We start from the raw sequence: 18,900 nt of genomic DNA, 5'->3' as shown, positions 1-18,900 counted from the left end.
CAGACATATTTTTTACCGTTCAAAACTGAGCTGCTGCAGGAAATCTTGACAACAGGGGCCTGTTAAGATATAATACTGTGAATGTTTCCAGAGTTTTTCAGGCCGGAAGACAGCGGAAATGCTGGCGGAAAAGGAATGGAAAAATCAGGGACAGAATGCAGGAATAAACGGGACAGAAAAAGATATAATGAAATAGATTGAATTGGAATCAAGAAACAGGAAGGATGTAAAAAAAACATGGGTGAGAAGAAAAATTTACTGACTTATGAGGGATTGAAAAAGCTGGAGGATGAACTTCAGGATCTGAAGGTGGTTCAGAGAAAGGAGATTGCTCAGAAAATCAAAGAAGCGCGTGAGCAGGGAGATCTTTCTGAGAATGCCGAGTATGACGCGGCAAAGGACGAGCAGCGGGATATCGAAGCCCGTATTGAGCAGATTGAGAAGATTCTGAAGAATGCCGAAGTCGTGGTAGAGGACGAGGTGGATCTGGACAAGATCAATGTTGGCTGCGTGGTCAAGGTACTGGATGTGGAATTTGACGAGGAAGAGGAGTTCAAGCTGGTAGGCTCTTCCGAGGCGGACAGTCTGAATGGCAAGATTTCCAATGAGTCTCCGGTAGGAAAGGCTCTGATCGGAGCCAGAGTGGGAGATACTATCCAGGTGGAGACCCAGGCCGGAGTGATTGAATATAAAGTACTTGAGATACAGAGATCCAAGTAAGTGCGAGACGGGAGGAGTACGTAAGAATGGGAGAACAGAAAGTGCAGAATGCGCAGGAGCAGGATGTTAAGCAGCTTTTGAAAGTCCGCAGGGACAAGCTGGCTGAGCTGCAGGCGCGCGGAGAAGATCCGTTCCGCCTTACCAAATATGATGCGAGTCATCACAGCCAGGAGATTAAGGATCAGTTTGAGGAGCTGGAAGGAAAGGATGTTTCCATTGCAGGCCGTATGATGTCCAAGCGTGTCATGGGAAAGGCCTCTTTCTGCAATGTGCAGGATCTGAAAGGGAATATCCAGTGCTACGTGGCAAGGGACGCTGTGGGTGAAGAGCCTTATAAGGATTTCAAGAAATACGATATCGGCGACATTATCGGCGTCCGCGGCCAGGTATTCCGCACCAAGACAGGCGAGATCTCCATTCATGCCGCTGAAATCACCCTTCTGAGCAAAAGCCTTCAGATTCTTCCGGAGAAGTTCCACGGGCTGACGAATACAGACGTCCGTTACCGTCAGCGCTATATCGACCTGATTATGAACGCGGATGTAAAGGATACCTTTATCAAGCGGTCCAGAATTATCAGCAGCATCCGCCGTTATCTGGACGGCCAGGGCTTCATGGAGGTGGAGACCCCTATGCTGGTGTCGAATGCGGGCGGAGCGGCGGCGCGTCCCTTCATGACGCATTTTAACGCGTTGGATGAGGACTTCAAGCTGCGTATCTCTCTGGAGCTCTATCTGAAGAGGCTGATCGTGGGCGGCCTGGAGCGCGTCTACGAGATTGGCCGTGTGTTCCGGAATGAGGGACTGGATACCCGCCACAATCCGGAATTCACGCTGATGGAGCTGTATCAGGCTTATACAGATTATAACGGAATGATGGATTTGACAGAGAACCTGTACCGCCATGTGGCCCAGGAGGTTCTCGGTACCACAAAGATTGTGTACAACGGCGTGGAGATGGATCTGGGGAAACCCTTTGAGCGCATTACCATGGTAGACGCTGTTAAGAAGTATTCCGGTGTGGACTGGAATGAGGTAAAGGATCTGGAACAGGCCCGCGCTCTGGCGAAGGAGCATGAGATAGAGTATGAGGAGCGCCACAAGAAAGGCGATATTCTGAATCTGTTCTTTGAAAAGTATGCGGAGGAAAAGATGGTCCAGCCGACCTTTGTTATGGACCATCCCATCGAGATCTCTCCGCTGACCAAGAAGAAGCCGGACAATCCCGAGTATGTGGAGCGTTTCGAGTTCTTTATGAACGGCTGGGAGATGGCAAATGCTTATTCTGAGCTGAACGATCCTATCGATCAGAGAGAGCGTTTCAAGGCTCAGGAAGCGCTGCTGGCTCAGGGAGATGAGGAAGCGAACACCACAGATGAAGACTTCCTGAACGCCTTGGAGATCGGTATGCCGCCTACAGGAGGCATCGGTTTCGGTATCGACCGTATGTGTATGCTTCTGACAGACTCCGCGGCGATTCGTGATGTACTGCTCTTCCCGACCATGAAGAGTCTTGGCGGCTCTGATTCCGGAAAGGCGGAAAAGAGCACGGGTGACGGGAAGAAGACGGCTGGGGAAGCAGCTGCAAAGACTGGGGAGAAGATTGATTTCTCCAAGGTTCAGATCGAGCCGCTGTTTGAAGATATGGTGGACTTTGAGACATTCTCCAAGTCTGACTTCCGCGCGGTGAAGGTCAAAGAATGCGAGGCAGTTCCCAAGTCCAAAAAGCTTCTGAAATTTGTCCTGGATGACGGCACGGAAAATGACCGGATCATATTAAGCGGTATTCACGAGTATTACGAGCCGGAAGAACTGGTGGGCAAGACCTGTATCGCCATCACGAACCTGCCGCCGAGAAAGATGATGGGTATCGATTCCTGCGGTATGTTAATCAGCGCGGTACATCAGGAAGAGGGAGAGGAAAGACTTCATCTTCTGATGGTGGATGAGCACATCCCGGCCGGAGCGAAGCTGTACTAAGCGTAAGCGCCTGGGTTGTGAAAATTGTATAAGCAGTGAAAGGATGGGCAGTCTCTGAAAAGGGACTGCCCATTTGTGGTACAGAATAAGAAAAAGGATTCTTGATTTTTATTGTGTCAGAAAGATGATAGCGATATAATTTTTTTATACATTCGTATGTACTGCCGCCGGCAGCGGGCGGGCCCGCCTGTAATATAGGTAGTGACTGGAAAAAAGGTGGAAAATAGATATGGAAAAAGACCTCTTCAAGGAATATATAAAAGAATCCGAGCCTGACAAGGCCAGCAAAGGTTATGTTTGGAGTACAGCTATCGGACTGCAGGCGGTAGATGGACTGAAGCCATCAAAGTATTTGATTGATACAGCTATTCAGAATATTGAAGGCAATATTACCTTAAAAGAAGCGCAAAAACTCATTGACAGTTATTATGAACAAAAGCAGGAGGCTCCGGACGGTGAGCGTACCGAAGAAGCGGATAAGGTATCGGCACGAATTGTGGGAATTCTGTCGGAGGCTGCCTTTTCATTTTCACCAAATGAGTATATCTCTATCCACCGCAGGCTCTTTCGAGGGATATATGAGCATGCAGGAAAAATCAGGGATTATAATATAACAAAAAAGGAATGGATCTTAGACGAAGCTACTGTTTTGTATGGACGTGCGTCAGAGCTGAGAGCCACGCTGGAATATGATTTTTCTCAGGAAAGAGATTTCAGCTACAGGGGGCTTTCGATGGATGAGATTATCCATCACCTTGCGGTATTTGTATCAAGATTGTGGCAAATCCACATTTTCGGGGAAGGGAACACGAGAACCACTGCCGTCTTTTTTATCAAATATCTGCGGATGCTCGGATTTTCGGCAGCCAATGATATTTTTGCGGCGAATGTGAGGTATTTTCGAAATGCCCTTGTTCGTGCCAATTATACAAATCTGCAAAAGGGCATCCATGAAACAACAGAGTATCTTGAAATCTTCCTGAGAAATCTGCTTTTGAACGAAAAGAATGAACTGCATAGCCGCGATAAGCACATCAGTGGAATTTTCAGCACAGAAAAAGTGGATATTGACGGAATAAAAGTGGATATTCAAAAGAAAAAAGTGGACATTGAGACTGCTTTGTCTGAAAAACTGCTTGGTTTTTCGGATAAGACAGCAGCACATATCAATAAGATGTTTGATGCTTTTGGGTATGAGCATATATTTGGACGGAGTGCAGTCTGTGAACTGCTGGGACTTCAAAATTCAGGAGCGTCAAAACTGCTTGCGAAATTGGTGCAGGCGGATATTATTGAACCGGTATCTGGCTATGGAAAAGGAAAATACAGGTTTTTAAAGGAGTAGCCAGAGTCAGGAATGCTGGAGGAGTTACTGCAAATGACGAATCATACTTTTTTACGTTCCATTTTAGATGAATCAGAGGTCGGAGCTGTAAATTATACACGGCTGCCAATAAGCAGGCTGGCAGCTTTAGGAACAGCTTTTCAGCCACTTGTAACAGCTGTTCAAACGACAGTTGCTGGAGCAGCTTAAGGATTATCAGCTGGCATTATACATACCTGCGTTTTCATCATTTTTAGATGTAATGCTATTAGAAAATTATGAAAAAGAATACTTATCCAGTATTTCGGCAAAATTGGATAAGTACTCTTTACAATACAAAGAACTATATACTCAATGTTATGAAGAGATTTCAGGTTACTCTTCATCATCCCTTCAGTCATCGGTATTGAAAGGATTGTCCAAAGCTGCCATTGCTGTCGGAAAAGTTGTTGAAAAGATGCCCGTTGTGGGAGATACTCAGGCTGACGAAACTTTGGTTTCAGCCGGAGATAAATTAAATGATATAAGTGCAGAAAGGGTCCGCAGGCAGATGCAGAAACTTATTGAGCGGCAGAGCAATTTTGTAAGACCATTTATAGATAATATAAATATGATAAATGATCTCTATAACAAGCCGTTGCAGATGTTAGTTGATAAGGATAATTTGTATATTGCTAGCGTCGGTGTACCAAGGGCGTATTGCCCCTTGTACACCGACGCTACAATAGCATAATACAGAATGAAACGTGAACTTTGAAAATCTAAAGTTTCCATAACTTTTATCTATGACTCTCCATTCAATACAGGTATTTGCTATTCTGATTCCTCCGCCATATAATACAGCATAGAGGAAAAGCTTTCAGAGCCGTTTTCGGACAGAGGGCTCTGCCTGGCGCCGGAAGACGGCTGTTTGGATAAGGAGGAATCAAGATGACGACGATTGAAAATAAAACTTTTGATGAGGAGCGGGCGCTGTACGGCAGCCATGATGTTCTTTTGAAAAATTCTGCCTTTGACGGTCCGGCGGACGGAGAGAGCGCGTTCAAGGAGAGCAGCGATATTCAGGTGGACCATGTCTTCTGCAATCTCCGTTATCCCTTCTGGCACGATCACAGGCTGACCATACGAAACTCTGAGATGACGGAGCTCTGCCGGGCGGCGCTGTGGTATTCTGATCAGATAGAGATCACAGACACGAAGATGCACGGCATCAAGGCGCTGAGGGAGTGCAGCAATGTGACGGTGAAGAACTGCGATATTATTTCGCCGGAATTCGGCTGGTCGGTAAAGCATATCAGAATGGAGAACTGCACGGCTCAGAGTGAATACTTCATGATGCGCTCAGAGGATCTGAGCTTTTCAGACGTCCGGTTCCAGGGGAAATATTCCTTCCAGTACATTGAAAACGCAGTCTTTGAGAACTGCAGCTTTGATACGAAGGACGCTTTCTGGCATGCGAAAAATGTTACAGTGAAAAACAGCGTCGTAAAAGGCGAGTACCTGGCCTGGTATTCGGACGGGCTGACACTGATCGACTGTAAGATTATCGGAACGCAGCCTTTCTGCTACTGTAAGAATCTGAAGCTGGTAAACTGTGAGATGATGGATACGGATCTCTGCTTTGAAAAGTCGGAAGTGGAGGCTGTGGTGACGACTCCGGTTATCAGCATCAAAAATCCGACGGCGGGGCGGATTCGGGTTCCTTCGGTGGGCGAGCTGATTCTGGATGATGAAAACGCGAAAGCTGAGATTCTCATACAGGAGCAGAAAAAGGAAGATGGAAGAGAGAAAATGTGTGCCTGCGCCTGAGCAGGAAGAAGAACGAAATAAGGTCGGAGCGCGCAGCCGGGCGGACAGCATCGCTGTCCGCCCGCTTCTGCGCACGCTGGTTTTTCTGGCTTTTCCGACGATCGTGGAAGAAGTTCTGGCGACGCTGCTTCAGTATGTGGATACTGCCATGGTCGGGAGGCTGGGAGAGCAGGCCACAGCGTCAGTCAGCATCACAACCAATGTGACATGGCTGGTGAACAGTGTTCCAGGAGCCATCGGGACAGCGGTACTGGTTCTGATCTCGAAAGCGCTTGGCGCGGGGGATGAACGGCAGGTCCGCAGGCTGTCCCAGCAGGCGCTTTTTCTCGCCGTCCTTTTCGGTCTGCTGTTAAGCGTGGTTTCCATTATGCTCAGTCCTTATATTCCGGTCTGGATGGGAGCGGAAGAGGCGATTCAGGAGGAAGCCTCAAGGTATTTCTTTCTTATCAGCCTGCCTCTGGTCTTCCGCTGTGTCAGCTCTGTGCTCGGCGCAGCTCTCCGCGCTGTCCGGAATACAAAAACGCCCATGCTGATCAGCATGGCGGCCAATGGAGTCAATATTGTATTGAATTATCTGCTGATATACACAGCGGATCTCGGTGTGGCCGGAGCGGCTCTTTCTTCTGCCATTTCCTATGTTCTGTCAGGCGTGCTGATGCTGGCAGCCTGCAGGCGGAACCACTTTTTGACCTGGAAATGGAAGGGGTTTTCTCTGGATAAGGGACTGATGCGGGAGTGCGCGGCTGTGGGAACGCCTGTGCTGGGAGCCAGCGTGGTGTCCTGTCTGGGATATGTGGTGTTCGCCGGCCTGGTGTCAGGGATGGGAACTACGGTATTTGCGGCACATTCCATCGCGGTGACAGCTGAGACGATTTTCTATGTGCCGGGCTATGGACTCCGTTCTGCTGCTTCCACACTGATTAGCAGCGCCCGGGGAGAAGGCAATCGGGAAAGACTGAGAAAGACAGGCGTGCTCAGCGTACTGCTCACAATCGGCATCATGTGCGTCAGCGGAATGCTTCTTTATCTTGGCGCGCATCCTCTGATGCGTCTTTTTTCTCCCGTGGCTGAGGTGGTGAATCTTGGCGCAGAGATGCTCCGGCTTGTAGCATTATCAGAGCCCTTTTTCGGATTTATGGTTGTGCTGGAAGGAATCTTTTATGGGCTTGGGCGCACCCGCTATTCTTTCTTTGTGGAGACAGCCGGTATGTGGGGAGTGCGCATTCTGCTTACCTTTCTGTGCGTGCGCTTCTGGGAGCTGGGGCTTCGCGCGGTCTGGTACTGTATGATTGCCGATAACGTAGTCAAAGCCCTGCTGTTTGCTGTCCCTGCGCTACGTTTCCTGTTCCCAGGGAAGCCGCGGAGCGAGAAAGCCTGATTCCCGGAGCTTTTTCTCAATATTGTCCAGCCGTTCCGGGCTGGAGGCCTCCACAAGGTGGTAATGGTAGCCTGAGGTGGCCGAGCTTAAGACACTGGAGCTGCTGCCGCTTAAGGCTTCCATGAATTCAGCCACATCCTGACGGGAACGGATGTCCATATCGGCGGATATCCGGCCGTAGACCCGGTGGCTGATGCTGATGTTTTTCACATGTCCTCCGCAGTCCGCGATGAGATTCAGCTCTTTTTCCGTGTCCTCTTCCCGGTGTCGGACCTTAAACTCCCGGCAGCAGCTGTCTGTGCTGTCCTGCTGGAGGATGTAGCCCCGGGCGGTGGACAGGATGCCCGAAGTAGAGGCGCGGATCACGGCCATGTCCTGCACAATGACCTGGCGGCTTACACCGAAGCGCGCGGCCAGCTCTCTGGCCGGAACGGGGGAATCGGAGCTTTTCAGGATATCTAGTATTTCTGCACGGCGTTCTGCGGTAGTCATAAAAAACCTCCTGGTAAAAAGTAAGATTTTCTGTTTCCAGTGTACCACGGTTTTGGAAGCGCAACAAGCACAGGTTTACAGGTTTGCCTGCAGGCCGCGCCCTGGAACCGGATTTGCCGAAAGGCACTGTTGACAAAGAAAAAGGACCGGGATAAGATCTTAAAGAGAATAAATATATTATGGAGGGAATCGACATGGAGTACAGAAGGTTTGGGAATACCCTTGTGGCAAGAATCGACAGGGGAGAAGAGATTCTGGAGCAGGTCCGTGAAATTGCCCTGAAGGAAGAGATCGGGCTGGCGTCGGTTCAGGCTCTGGGGGCGATTAGCAGCTTTACAGTGGGTGTATTTAAGACGGATGAAAAGAAATACATGGCAAATGAATTTGAAGGCAGCTACGAGATCGTCTCCCTGACCGGTACGATTAATACCATGAACGGGGAATTTTACTGCCACCTGCATATGAGCGCGGGCAATGAAAAGGGCGAGGTATTCGGAGGCCATCTGAACCGGGCGGTGGTCAGCGCGACCTGTGAAATGGTGATCCGCCTCATAGATGGAGTTGTGGACAGACGCTATGACGAAGAGGTGGGGCTCAATCTGTTTCAGTTCGGCTGAGCAGGCGGAAGGCCGGAAAAGGGGCTGACAGAAAGGGGAGGAAGACTTTGAAAATCACAGTGCTGGACGGCGTCGTCGAAAATCCCGGTGATTTAAGCTGGAACGGGCTGGAACGGCTTGGAGAGCTTACGGTATATGACAGAACATCCATGACGGACGAGGATGAGATTGTGGAGCGCATTGGAAACGCCGAGGTGGTCATCACAAACAAGACGCCTCTGGGGCGCACTGTGCTGGAACGCTGCCCGTCCATACGGTTTATCAGCGTGCTTGCCACAGGCTACAACGTGGTGGACTGTGACTGTGCGAAGGAAAGAGGTATTCCGGTATCGAACGTGCCTGCCTATGGAACCGATGTGGTGGCTCAGTTTGCCATCGCCCTCCTTCTGGAAATCTGCCATCATGTGGGAGCCCACTCGGAGGCAGTGCGCCAGGGGCGTTGGGAAAACTGCCCGGATTGGTGCTTCTGGGATTATCCGCTCATAGAGCTGGCGGGAAAAACCATGGGAATCATCGGCTTCGGGCGGATCGGCCAGAAGACCGGAACGATTGCCAAAGCGCTGGGAATGCGGATACTTGCGTTCAGTCCCCATGAGAGCGAGACGGGCAGGAAAATCGGAGAGTATGTGGATCTGGATATGCTGCTGGCAGAGTCGGATGTGATTTCCCTGCACTGCCCCCTGTTTCCGGAGACGAGAGAAATCATCAATCGGGAGACCATTGCGAAAATGAAGGATGGCGTGATTCTTCTGAACAACAGCCGGGGACCGCTGATCAATGAGCAGGATCTGGCGGATGCCCTGAACAGCGGAAAGGTCCGGGCAGCCGGCCTGGATGTAGTCAGCGAGGAACCCATACGCAGCGGCAATCCGCTTCTGAAAGCAAAAAACTGTATCATCACGCCGCATATTTCCTGGGCGTCCAGAGAAAGCCGCCAGAGAATCATGGACTGTACCGTAAAAAATGTGAAGGCCTATCTGGATGGGGAGCCGGTGAACGTGGTGAACGGATAAAGCTGGCGCTCCAGGGACGCGCTGTTTTCCGGCACGCCGCGCCGGAACAAGGACAGATGCTAAAAGGATCAAAGAAGTCAAAGAAACCTGAGAAATCAAAGGAGCCGGAAACCATGAAGATAGCAGTAGCAGTGGATTCGATGAAAGGAAGCCTCACATCTCTGGAAGCAGGGGAAGCAGTAAAAGAAGGAATTCTCAAAGCAGATCCGTCCGCGGAGGTAAAGGTCTTTCCGCTGGCAGACGGCGGAGAGGGCACGCAGGAAGCCCTGACAAAGGGGCTCGGGGGGAAAGAGGTGCGCTGCAGGGTCAAAGGTCCCATGGGCAGGCCTGTGGACGCCGTGTATGGAATGGCAGAGGAGAAAAAGCTGGCAGTGCTGGAGATGGCTTCGGCAGCAGGGATTACCCTTGTGAGCCCGGAAGAGAGAGACCCGCTGCATGCGGCGACTTATGGCGTAGGGGAGCTGATCCGCGACGCGGTTAAAAGAGGCTGCCGTCAGTTTATCATTGGAATCGGCGGCAGCGCCACCACAGACGGGGGCCTGGGGATGCTTCAGGCGCTGGGATATGAATTCCTGGATGAAGAAGGAAATCCGGTGCCTGCGGACCCTTCCGGGATGGATCGGATCGCGGCCATACGAAGCGATCATGTGCTGCCGGAGCTGAAAGAATGCTCCTTTCAGGCAGCCTGCGATGTGACCAATCCTCTCTGCGGGCCCAATGGAGCAGTGCGGGTCTTTGGCGGCCAGAAAGGCATCCGGGAGCAGGAAATGGAGCAGTGGGACAGCCGCATAGCGCGGTATGCGTCGGTCTGCGAAGCCTTTACAGGGCGGAGCAGCCGGGAACTTCCGGGCGCGGGAGCGGCCGGAGGCCTGGGATTTGCGCTGCTGAATTTTCTTCAGGCAGAATTGAAGCCGGGGGCGGAACTGGTGCTGGAGACAGTGCGTCTGGAAGAAGAGCTGCGGGATTGTGACCTTGTCATCACAGGAGAGGGCCGTCTGGACGGGCAGACCGTCATGGGAAAGGCGCCGATCCGCACGGCACAGCTCGCGAAACGCTGGGGCATTCCTGTGGCGGCAGTGGCAGGCGCCGCCGGACCGGAGGCTGTCCGCTGCAATGAGGCAGGAATAGACGCCTTCTTTCCAATTCCCTCCGCTCCTCTTTCGCTGGAGGAGGCCATGGAAAAAGAGACAGCCAGGAAAAACCTCTCCCTGACTGCGGAACAGATCATACGTCTGCTTCAGGCATTTCAAAGCGGGGGAAGAAGAAAATAAGAAGAAAATACGGTAAGAAAAAATATAAAAAAGTGCTTGCAAAATACAAAAAAGTATGATAGTATAATCAGGCGCGGCAGAAGTAATGTCTGTGTCAAAGCCCAAAGGGGCAGAATACAGGGCTCCTTGGTCAAGCGGTTAAGACATCGCCCTTTCACGGCGGTAACACGGGTTCGATTCCCGTAGGAGTCATTTTCAATCTTGACGTATAATTACGTTTTTGATAAAATATAATAAGGATATGGCGACATAGCCAAGTGGTAAGGCGTGGGTCTGCAACACCCTGATCACCAGTTCAAATCTGGTTGTCGCCTCTGAATGAGGAAGAGCTGATTCCTGCAAATGCAGGAGGTCAGCTCTTTTTTCTGTATCATTGACGGGTATCATCGTGTATAACCGGCGGCGGCCGGAAGAAAACAGAGGAGTTCTTTATGAAGCAGAAAAAATGGCTTTTTCTTATATGCGGGGGATTGTTTCTGGCAGGCGTGATTGGCAGCATTCTGGTGCTGCGGCAGCCCAGGACCAGCCAGGTGGAAATCGTCCAGGACGGCAGGGTGCTGTACAGCTTTGACCTATCCTCAGAGGAAGATCGGATTATTGAAGTGGAGTATGAAGGCCAGGTGAACCGGATTGAGATTCGGGACCACCGGATTCACGTACTGGAGGCAGACTGCCCGGACCAGGTCTGTGTAGATATGGGCTGGCTGGATTCAGCGGCGCCGATTGTCTGCCTGCCCCATCATCTGGTGATTCAATTTACAGAAGGTTCCGGCAGTCTGGACGCAGTGGCGGGCTGACGCCGGGAGAAAAGGCGGGCCAAGCCATGCGGAGCGGAAGAGAAGGAATCGGAAGCCTGAATGCCGGAACCGGAGAGGAGTTGCGATTGAAGACAAAAAGACTGACAGAACTGGCGATGCTGACGGCCGTCGCCCTGATTATATTTGTGGTAGAGCTGCAGATCCCAAATCCCTTCCCGATTCCGGGAGTGAAGCTCGGACTGGCCAATATCATTACCGTGTATGCGGTGTACCATTACCGGCCTGCAGAAGTGATGATGATTGTCTTTGTGCGGGTATTTCTGGGCGCTCTGTTCGGAGGAGTTATGTCTACGCTGATTTACAGCCTGTCTGGAAGTATCTTCTGCCTGGCGGGGATGCTTCTTCTGCGCAAAGTGATCGAAGAGAAATATATCTGGCTCAGCAGTGTTATGGGAGCAGTCCTGCACAATATCGGACAGCTGACGGCGGCGGTTCTGGTTACGCAGACGCCGGGAGTGTTTGCCTACCTGCCGTTTCTCCTTGTGTCCGGCTGCCTGGCAGGAGCCTTCACGGGAATCTGCGCGCAGCTGATTCTGAAGAGACTTTCCGGGAAAAACTACAGCTGACGGGGGAAATCACTGTTGCCGGGGGAACGTCAGCCGGCGGAAAGCGGCGAATGAAAAGCAGCGAATGGAAATACGCTGCGATTGGAACAAAACCCTTGTCAAGGCGGCAGGGGTGTGGTAAGATACAAAACGTGTGAATATTTTAACAAGCAAAGAGGTTAAAGGAGAACAGGATATGCAGAAAAAAGGAAAATCTGTATTTCCGGGAGGTGTGCATCCTACGGATGGTTCAGATAAGGCACTGTCTATGGATGCGGCCATACAGCAGTATGAGCCCTCAACAGTCACTATTTTATCTGAGCAGTCTTTTGGCGGTAAATGCCGCCTTTTGGTGCAGCCGGGCGATACTGTGGAAGAAGGCCAGCTGATAGGAGAGCCGGAGGCGTTCATGGCGGCTCCGCTTCATGCCAGCGTAAGCGGAACGGTTCTGGATGTGAGAGAAGTCGTGAACCAGGGAAGGAAACTTCTGGCCTGTGTGATACAGAGGGAAAAAGAGTGCGCGGAGAGCAGCGCTTCCTATAGAACGGCAGCGGCGGATATCCGGGAAATTTCGCGGGAAGAGATCCTGGCGGGAATCCGGGACGGCGGACTGACAGGAATGGGAGGAGCTGGTTTTCCTGCTCATAAAAAGTATGAGACAGACAAGGATATCGATACGCTTCTGATTAACGGAGCGGAGTGCGAGCCCTACCTGACCTGTGATTACCGGCTGATGCTGGAAGAGGGTTATGCGCTGGTAAATGGCGCGCGTCTTCTTCTGAAGGCTTCAGGAGCGGAGCGGGCCTGTATCTGTCTGGAGGACAATAAGCCCCAGGCGGCAGAGAACCTGAGCCGTATTCTTGAGGAAGCGCGGAATCAGGGAATCATGGAAAGCGGCGAGCAGGTGGAGGTTAAGATATTTCCCACCAAATACCCGGAAGGCGGTGAGCGCCAGCTGATTCAGGCGGTTACGGGCCGGGAAGTTCCCATGGGAGGCCTGCCGGCGGATGTGGGAGTGATTGTCTCCAATGTGGGAACTGCCAAAGCGGCTGCAGACATGATTCTGGGCCACATGCCGCTGACACGGCGCATTGTGACGGTAACCGGCTGGGTGAAAAATCCAGGAAATTACCGTGTTCCCATCGGTACTTCCGCGAAGGAGCTGGTGGAGCTTGCGGGCGGTGTGACTGTACCGCAGAACAGGGTGATAGCCGGAGGCCCCATGACCGGCCCCTGTGTGGCTTCGGACTGGAACGGGGAAGAGGAACTGTTTTATATTACGAAAAATACATCCGGAATTCTTGTACTTCCGGATTCGGCCTGGGAAGAGCAGCCCTGCATTCGCTGCGGCGGCTGTGAGAACGCCTGCCCGGCAGGCCTGGTTCCCTGGCAGATTGATTTTGCGTTTCAGCAGGAGGACTATGAACTCTGCGAAAAGCTTTATGCCAGTGAGTGTATTGCCTGCGGCTGCTGCTCCTACATCTGTCCCGCAAAGCGTGAGCTGACTGTGCGGACGCGGATGGCAAGGGACGCGGTGAAGCAGAGAATGAGGGAAAGGGCGGTGAAGAAGGCATGAATCATGCGGGAACAGTGACAAAGCCTGCAAGGGTAATCAATGGGCCCCATGTGCGCACAGAGCGGACAACCAGATGGGTGATGCTTCATGTGGCTATTTCTCTGATTCCGGCTCTTCTGGGAGCCGTGTATTTCTTCGGAATCCGCGCCCTGTATCTGACGGCTCTTTCTGTAGCCGTGTGCGTGCTGACGGAATACCTGTGGCAGAAGATTACAAAGAAACAGATTACGGCAGGGGATTTCAGCGCAGTGGTTACTGGTATGCTTCTGGCTTTCAACATGCCGGCGACGGCTCCGGGCTGGGTCGTGGTGCTGACATCTGTATTCAGCATTCTGGTGGTGAAGCAGATGTTCGGCGGCATCGGCAATAACTTTGCGAATCCGGCGCTTATGGGCCGCCTTCTGGCCATGGTGGTATGGCCGGGCGCGGTTATGCAGTATATCGCTCCTGTGACCCTGAATGCGGACGCGGTGTCCTCCGCAACCGTTCTGGGAGCGGTGAAGACCGGAGGAGAGGCCGGATACAGCTATCTGCAGATGTTCCTGGGAGAGATACCCGGAGCGCTGGGAGAGACCAGCAAACTTCTTCTTCTGGTGGGCTTTGCGTATATGTGCTATATGGGAATCGTCAATGCGGAAGCAGCAGTCACGTATATTGTGACAGTGCTTGTCCTGACCTTTGTGTTCGGACCGGCAGGACTTTTTACCGGAGATATTCTGCTGAATCTCTTCGGAGGCGGACTGATCATGGGAGCCTGCTACATGCTGACAGACTATGCCTTTGTGACCAGGAGGGGAAGACTTCTGTACGCGGTCACGGCGGGAGTCATCACAGCAGCCATTCGTATATTCAGCATTTATCCGGAAGGAATCTGCTTTGGAATCCTGACGGCTAATTGTCTCGCGGGAGGACTTTCTCTGCTGAATAAGAGACACGTATACGGAACCAGAAAAGTGTAAGGTGAATTCCGCTGAAAGCGGAAGAGAAGACCCCCTGGGGGGTAAGGTGAATTCCGCTGAAAGCGGAAGAGAAGACCCCCTGGGGGGAAGAAAGGGAATGAAAGAATATGAAGAATAAAGAATTAAGAGGAATTCTTGCATTGATAGTAGTGACGGCTCTGTCGTTCGGTGTGATTGCCGGAGCGAGAGTCCTGTCCCAGGATATGGCAGGAGGCAGCGCGCAGTCCGGAGAGACTGCTGCCGCGGAAGAGTTTGATGTCAGCGGCGCGGAAGGTATTGAGGAAGCGGTCCGCCTGGAGGACGGCGGTTATATGGTGACGGTACGGCAGGCCGGCTATGCAGGCGATATCGTACTGCGGGTAACCTTTGAGGATGACGCGCAGACACTGCGCCAGGTGGAAGTGCTGGAGCAGAACGAGACAGAGACTCTGGGCTCCAGAATTACGGAGCCGGAGTTCCTGGATCAGTTCGCGGGCGCCAAGGCCCCGGTTTATCTGCCGGGAATGACCGTGGAGGCGGAAGGAAGCACCAGTGGAGCGGCAGACACTTCTGATGAGAGCGCTGAAGCAGGAACCACAGATATGGCGGAGACGCTGGCGGCTCTGGAGGGCGCGGCTTTAAACGATGGAACCTATGAAGCGGTGGGCGAGCCTTCCGACGGCTATACGGATCAGGTGTCTATGACTGTGGCAGACGGAAAGATTACGGAAGTGACCTGGGATTCTGTTGGAGAAGACGGTTCTTCTAAGACTGTGCTTTCCGAGAATGGCGAGTATGTGATGACCGAGGATGGCCTGACTTGGGCAGAGCAGTCCAGGGCGCTTGCAGAGGCTCTGATTGAAAATCAGTCCTTAAGCTTCCTGAATCCGAACGCGGAAGGAAAGACGGACGCGGTTTCCGGCGTAAGCATTTCTGTAAATGGTTTTATCAGTCTGGCGGCACAGTGTCTGGAGCAGGCGGCAGGTATCGCACAGCCTCAGGAGGCAGCCTTAGAGCTTGAGGACGGAACCTATCAGGCAGCAGCCTCTGAGGCGTCCAACGGATACACGGATCAGGTGACGATTACCGTGGCAGATGGGAAAATTACAGAGGTCAACTGGGAAGCAGTAGCAGAAGACGGTTCCTTAAAGAGCGTGATGTCTGAGAATGGCGAGTATGTGATGACGGAGGACGGTCCGACCTGGGCAGAACAGTCAAAGGCTCTGGCAGAAGCCCTGATTGAAAATCAGTCCTTAAGTTTCCTGAATCCGGACGCGGAAGGAAAGACGGACGCAGTGTCCGGCGTAAGCATTTCTGTCAATGGCTTTATCAGTCTGGCACAGCAGTGTATTGATCAGGCTGCCGGAATCGAGCATCCGGAGAACATGGAGACGGCTGAGGCAGAAGAGGCTGGAGCGGCAGAGGGAACAGAGACTGCCGGTGAGACAGCTTCCCAGAACGGTACGCAGGTAGACGGTATATCCGGAGCGACCAGATCCTCTACGGCGGCTGTGACAGCCATCAATAACGCGTACAGCTTTCTGCAGACAGTGAAATAAGGAAACGGGGGATTCGATATGAAACTAAAGTATCCGGCAGAAGCCTTTGCCCTGGGAATCGTATTGTTTTCCGCGGGTATGAGGGAAGCCTTTGCAGCCGGAATCCTTGTGATTTTGTCTGTGGTATTTGCGGAATTATTAAAGAATCTTCTGGAAAAGATCCTTCCTGCATGGAGCCTTCGTCTCTGCGTCTATATCGCTTCCGGAGCGGTGTGTGCCTCTGTGTTCCTGGTCGGCTTTGCGGCGCTTGGAACCCTGCTTGACACCGGCGTGTGGCTGATGACCTTTGTGATTGGTCTTCTGTGCGCCCATCAGGCACTGCGCGGCGATATTGAGGCAGATTACGGAGACCTTCTGTGGGAATCCGCCATTGCCTGGGGTTTCTGGATTCTTCTGGCTGTTGCCCGTGAATTTGCGGCAGGCGGACAGATTTTCGGCAATACGGTTCTGAAGCTCGGCTTTCAGTCGGCGGCCTTTGGAGAAGTGAGCTTCGCCTTTATCGCGGCGGGTCTTGTCCTGGCATTTACAAACGGAGTTCTGAAAAAGGACTGCAGAGGGCAGAACAGCTTTCTGGCAGCGGTTCCCGCCATGCTTCTTCTGCATCCTTTTACCACAAGGATCTTCGGAGAGACGGCAGGTCTAGTTCTGACGATTGTGATACCCGTGGCTTTGTTCTTCTCTGTAAAGCAGACGCTGAAGTTTTCCCGGGTGAGCAAAGCTTACTGCGGACTGCCGGTGGATATGCTGGCAGCCGGGATTATCTATATGATACTGAGCATTTACTAAAAGTACTAAAACAGGTTTGAAATGTAAAGCGGGCGGAGTGCGGAGCCTTATTTCCGGAAAGAGGGAAATGGCGTCTGCATTCCGCTTTTGTGTGCCGTTCTTTGCGTTTTTGCATAGGCAAGAGCTTGTGCAGAGCGCTGGTGTCTGTTATAGTGAAGAAAGACGCATCCAAAAACTTACAGGAGCGCAGAATATGTGTGAGAAAACTTAAGATTCCGGAGGAGAAAGAAATGATAAAAGAAGCAGCAGTAGGAAATTTAAGGGAAGCGCTTCAGGCGCAGGAAAGAGGCGCGGACCGTATTGAGCTCTGCGAAAATCTGGCGGAGGAGGGAACGACGCCTTCTTATGGGACGATTAAGGTCTGCCGGGAGCTTCTGCGGATTCCGATTGTAGTCATGATACGGCCCAGAGGAGGAAGTTTCGTCTATGACGACGGGGAATTCCAGGTGATGCTGGAGGATATACGCATCTGCCGGGAGCTGGGCGTAGACGGTATCTCCACCGGGATTCTGCGGGAAGATCACCGGGTGGATTTTGAGAAAATGAAGAAGATCGCGGAGTGCAGGGGCGCTCTGAAAGTGACGTTCCATAAGGCCATAGATGAGACGCCGGATTATGTGGAGGCGGTCCGGAGCTTAAGCAGTCAGGGCCTGATTGACCGGGTTTTGACATCGGGGCAGCAGGAGACTGCTCTGGCGGGACTGGAGCGAATCCGGGAGCTTCAGGACATTCCGAATCTGGAGGTAGTTGCCGCCGGAAGGATTACGAAGGAGAATCTGGCAGAGCTGGCTGGTCAGCTTAAAGTGACCTCTTTTCATGGGAAGAAAATAGTGTAGGAACCTGCTGAATATTCTGTATGGACCGGGCGCTTAGCAGACCAGGCAGGCTCTATTCCCCATAAGACACGGAAAAGGCATCCTCAAAGCCTTCGCTGAAATGCAGCCCGCCATCCTCTGTGATGAAAACCGCATACACATCCGGCAGGCTGTCAATCAGCTCCATGCCCTTTTCCAGTCCGAGGGCGAAACAGGAGGTGCTTAAGCCGTCGCCGTCTACGGACTCATCAGAAATAATGGTCACAGACACAAGGCCGTTGTCGTAGGGATAGCCGGTGTCCGGGTTCAGAATGTGGTGGTAAAGTACGCCGTCCTTTTCAAAATACCGCTCATAGATTCCCGAGGAGACGACCGATTTCCCGTCTATCTCCACAATGGCGGCCGTCTCGCTCCGGTCTGCGAAAGGACGCTGAATGCCGATGCGGAAGGGAGTCCCGTCGGTGCGTTCCCCGACGCAGAGAATATTTCCGCCCAGGTCGATGATCGCGCTTTCTACGCCTCGGGATACGAGATAATCCTTGATCCGGTCTGCGATATAGCCCTTTGCGATGGCGCCCAGGTCGAGCTCCATCCCCTCCATTCCAAAACGCAGGCTGTTTCCGTCGAGAAAGATCTGGCTGTGGTCCACAAGGGGGAGAGCTTCGGAAAGCGCCTGCTCATCCGGCAGCACAGCTTCTCCGGAGGTGAAATCCCAGAGAGAGGATACCGGAGCAATGGAGATATCAAAAGCTCCGCCGGATAGATTACTGTAATAAAGTCCCTGGGAGATCAGATCCGAGAGGGAGTCTGACAGAAGAAAAGCTCCATTTTCCTGGGGCAGCGTGCCGGCATTGAGCTGGTACAGCTCGCTTTCTTCCAAAGTGCGGCTGAAAATCCGTTCGTATTCATCGCAGAGCGCCAGGGCGCCGTCCAGAATCCCCTGATCCTGAGAGTCGTAAACAGTGATAGTGACTACGGTATTCAATTTGAACGCTGTAGCCGTGATTGGGTCCTGCTGCTGCCGGATCTGTCTGGAATAGAAAAACGCGAAGACAGCCAGAACAACAACTGCCAGCGGAATGAGAACAAAGATCAGCTTCTTTTTATCTGTCATGAAAACCTCCTGAAACAAACCTGGTGATGATATCTGAAAAAGTGAACGTAGATATGTTACCATAGACCCTCTGCGGTTTACAAGATAACTGTTGTGAAAATCTGAGAAATCCGTTAAAGTAGTGGTAGAACTGCAATTTGCGGCGC

The 18,900-nt window shown here is 52.0% G+C and carries 19 protein-coding genes and 2 tRNA genes; 19 read left to right on the top strand and 2 right to left on the bottom strand.

Going from position 1 to position 18,900, the window contains the following annotated elements:
- Positions 1–237: 237 nt before the first annotated feature.
- The 7 genes from greA (at position 238) to B5E82_RS06485 (ending at position 7,210) form a co-directional block, all read left to right on the top strand.
- Positions 238–720, top strand: a complete 483-nt coding sequence (greA, locus tag B5E82_RS06510) for a transcription elongation factor GreA (protein ID WP_087306751.1) — start codon at positions 238–240, stop codon at positions 718–720.
- Positions 721–746: 26 nt separating this feature from the next.
- On the top strand, positions 747–2,699 hold the full coding sequence (gene lysS / locus B5E82_RS06505; RefSeq protein ID WP_087306750.1) for a lysine--tRNA ligase: 1,953 nt from the start codon (positions 747–749) through the stop codon (positions 2,697–2,699).
- Positions 2,700–2,928: 229 nt separating this feature from the next.
- Positions 2,929–4,044, top strand: coding sequence for a Fic family protein (locus tag B5E82_RS06500; RefSeq protein WP_087306749.1), 1,116 nt, complete (start codon positions 2,929–2,931; stop codon positions 4,042–4,044).
- A gap of 33 nt (positions 4,045–4,077) precedes the next feature.
- The gene (locus tag B5E82_RS18105) at positions 4,078–4,233 is read left to right on the top strand and encodes a hypothetical protein (RefSeq protein ID WP_162610727.1); all 156 of its coding nucleotides are present in this window, start codon (positions 4,078–4,080) and stop codon (positions 4,231–4,233) included.
- Positions 4,217–4,756 (top strand): hypothetical protein, encoded by a 540-nt coding sequence (locus tag B5E82_RS06495; protein ID WP_087306748.1) that lies wholly within the window; start codon positions 4,217–4,219, stop codon positions 4,754–4,756. The genes B5E82_RS18105 and B5E82_RS06495 overlap by 17 nt, the downstream gene beginning before the upstream one ends.
- Positions 4,757–4,953: 197 nt before the next feature.
- The gene (locus B5E82_RS06490; protein WP_087306747.1) at positions 4,954–5,832 is read left to right on the top strand and encodes a DUF3737 family protein; all 879 of its coding nucleotides are present in this window, start codon (positions 4,954–4,956) and stop codon (positions 5,830–5,832) included.
- Positions 5,801–7,210, top strand: a complete 1,410-nt coding sequence (locus B5E82_RS06485) for an MATE family efflux transporter (protein ID WP_162610726.1) — start codon at positions 5,801–5,803, stop codon at positions 7,208–7,210. Before B5E82_RS06490 ends, B5E82_RS06485 begins: the two co-directional genes overlap by 32 nt.
- Here B5E82_RS06485 and B5E82_RS06480 read toward each other — a convergent pair.
- Positions 7,166–7,702, bottom strand: a complete 537-nt coding sequence (locus B5E82_RS06480) for a transcription repressor NadR (RefSeq protein ID WP_087306745.1) — start codon at positions 7,700–7,702, stop codon at positions 7,166–7,168. The two genes, B5E82_RS06485 and B5E82_RS06480, sit on opposite strands and share 45 nt — an antisense overlap.
- 194 nt (positions 7,703–7,896) lie before the next feature.
- Here B5E82_RS06480 and B5E82_RS06475 point away from each other — a divergent pair, with 194 nt between their 5' ends.
- From B5E82_RS06475 to B5E82_RS06420, 12 genes are all read left to right on the top strand, one after another.
- Positions 7,897–8,319 (top strand): PPC domain-containing DNA-binding protein, encoded by a 423-nt coding sequence (locus B5E82_RS06475; protein WP_087306780.1) that lies wholly within the window; start codon positions 7,897–7,899, stop codon positions 8,317–8,319.
- A gap of 47 nt (positions 8,320–8,366) precedes the next feature.
- Positions 8,367–9,332 carry a D-2-hydroxyacid dehydrogenase gene (locus B5E82_RS06470; protein WP_087306744.1) on the top strand — a complete coding sequence of 322 codons (966 nt, stop codon included), beginning with the start codon at positions 8,367–8,369 and terminating at the stop codon, positions 9,330–9,332.
- 113 nt (positions 9,333–9,445) lie between these two features.
- Positions 9,446–10,603, top strand: a complete 1,158-nt coding sequence (locus B5E82_RS06465; RefSeq protein ID WP_087306743.1) for a glycerate kinase family protein — start codon at positions 9,446–9,448, stop codon at positions 10,601–10,603.
- Positions 10,604–10,723: 120 nt separating this feature from the next.
- Positions 10,724–10,795, top strand: a tRNA-Glu gene (locus B5E82_RS06460).
- A 51-nt stretch (positions 10,796–10,846) separates the two neighbouring features.
- Positions 10,847–10,917 (top strand) — tRNA-Cys (locus B5E82_RS06455).
- A 117-nt stretch (positions 10,918–11,034) separates the two neighbouring features.
- Positions 11,035–11,400, top strand: coding sequence for a NusG domain II-containing protein (locus B5E82_RS06450; protein ID WP_087306742.1), 366 nt, complete (start codon positions 11,035–11,037; stop codon positions 11,398–11,400).
- 26 nt (positions 11,401–11,426) lie between these two features.
- Positions 11,427–11,987, top strand: coding sequence for a Gx transporter family protein (locus tag B5E82_RS06445; protein ID WP_330398287.1), 561 nt, complete (start codon positions 11,427–11,429; stop codon positions 11,985–11,987).
- Positions 11,988–12,162: 175 nt separating this feature from the next.
- Complete coding sequence (gene rsxC, locus B5E82_RS06440; protein ID WP_087306741.1) at positions 12,163–13,542, top strand: electron transport complex subunit RsxC; 1,380 nt, start codon at positions 12,163–12,165, stop codon at positions 13,540–13,542.
- Entirely contained in the window at positions 13,539–14,501 is a 963-nt protein-coding gene (locus B5E82_RS06435) for an RnfABCDGE type electron transport complex subunit D (protein ID WP_087306740.1), read from the top strand. Before rsxC ends, B5E82_RS06435 begins: the two co-directional genes overlap by 4 nt.
- A 107-nt stretch (positions 14,502–14,608) precedes the next feature.
- Entirely contained in the window at positions 14,609–16,039 is a 1,431-nt protein-coding gene (locus B5E82_RS06430) for an FMN-binding protein (protein ID WP_087306739.1), read from the top strand.
- Between the two features lie 18 nt (positions 16,040–16,057).
- Positions 16,058–16,825 carry a hypothetical protein gene (locus B5E82_RS06425; RefSeq protein WP_087306738.1) on the top strand — a complete coding sequence of 256 codons (768 nt, stop codon included), beginning with the start codon at positions 16,058–16,060 and terminating at the stop codon, positions 16,823–16,825.
- Between the two features lie 230 nt (positions 16,826–17,055).
- A complete protein-coding gene (locus B5E82_RS06420) occupies positions 17,056–17,661 on the top strand; it encodes a copper homeostasis protein CutC (RefSeq protein ID WP_087306778.1) in 606 nt (201 codons plus the stop codon).
- A gap of 52 nt (positions 17,662–17,713) precedes the next feature.
- On the opposite strand, the gene B5E82_RS06415 is transcribed toward B5E82_RS06420, so the two are convergent.
- Entirely contained in the window at positions 17,714–18,754 is a 1,041-nt protein-coding gene (locus tag B5E82_RS06415; RefSeq protein WP_087306737.1) for an FAD:protein FMN transferase, read from the bottom strand.
- Positions 18,755–18,900: the final 146 nt, after the last annotated feature.

The organism is Lachnoclostridium sp. An138 (genome assembly GCF_002160765.1).
Classification (GTDB): domain Bacteria; phylum Bacillota; class Clostridia; order Lachnospirales; family Lachnospiraceae; genus Laedolimicola; species Laedolimicola faecalis.
Note: the sequence above shows the minus strand (reverse complement) of the source record. Positions and strands in the feature narration are given on the sequence as shown.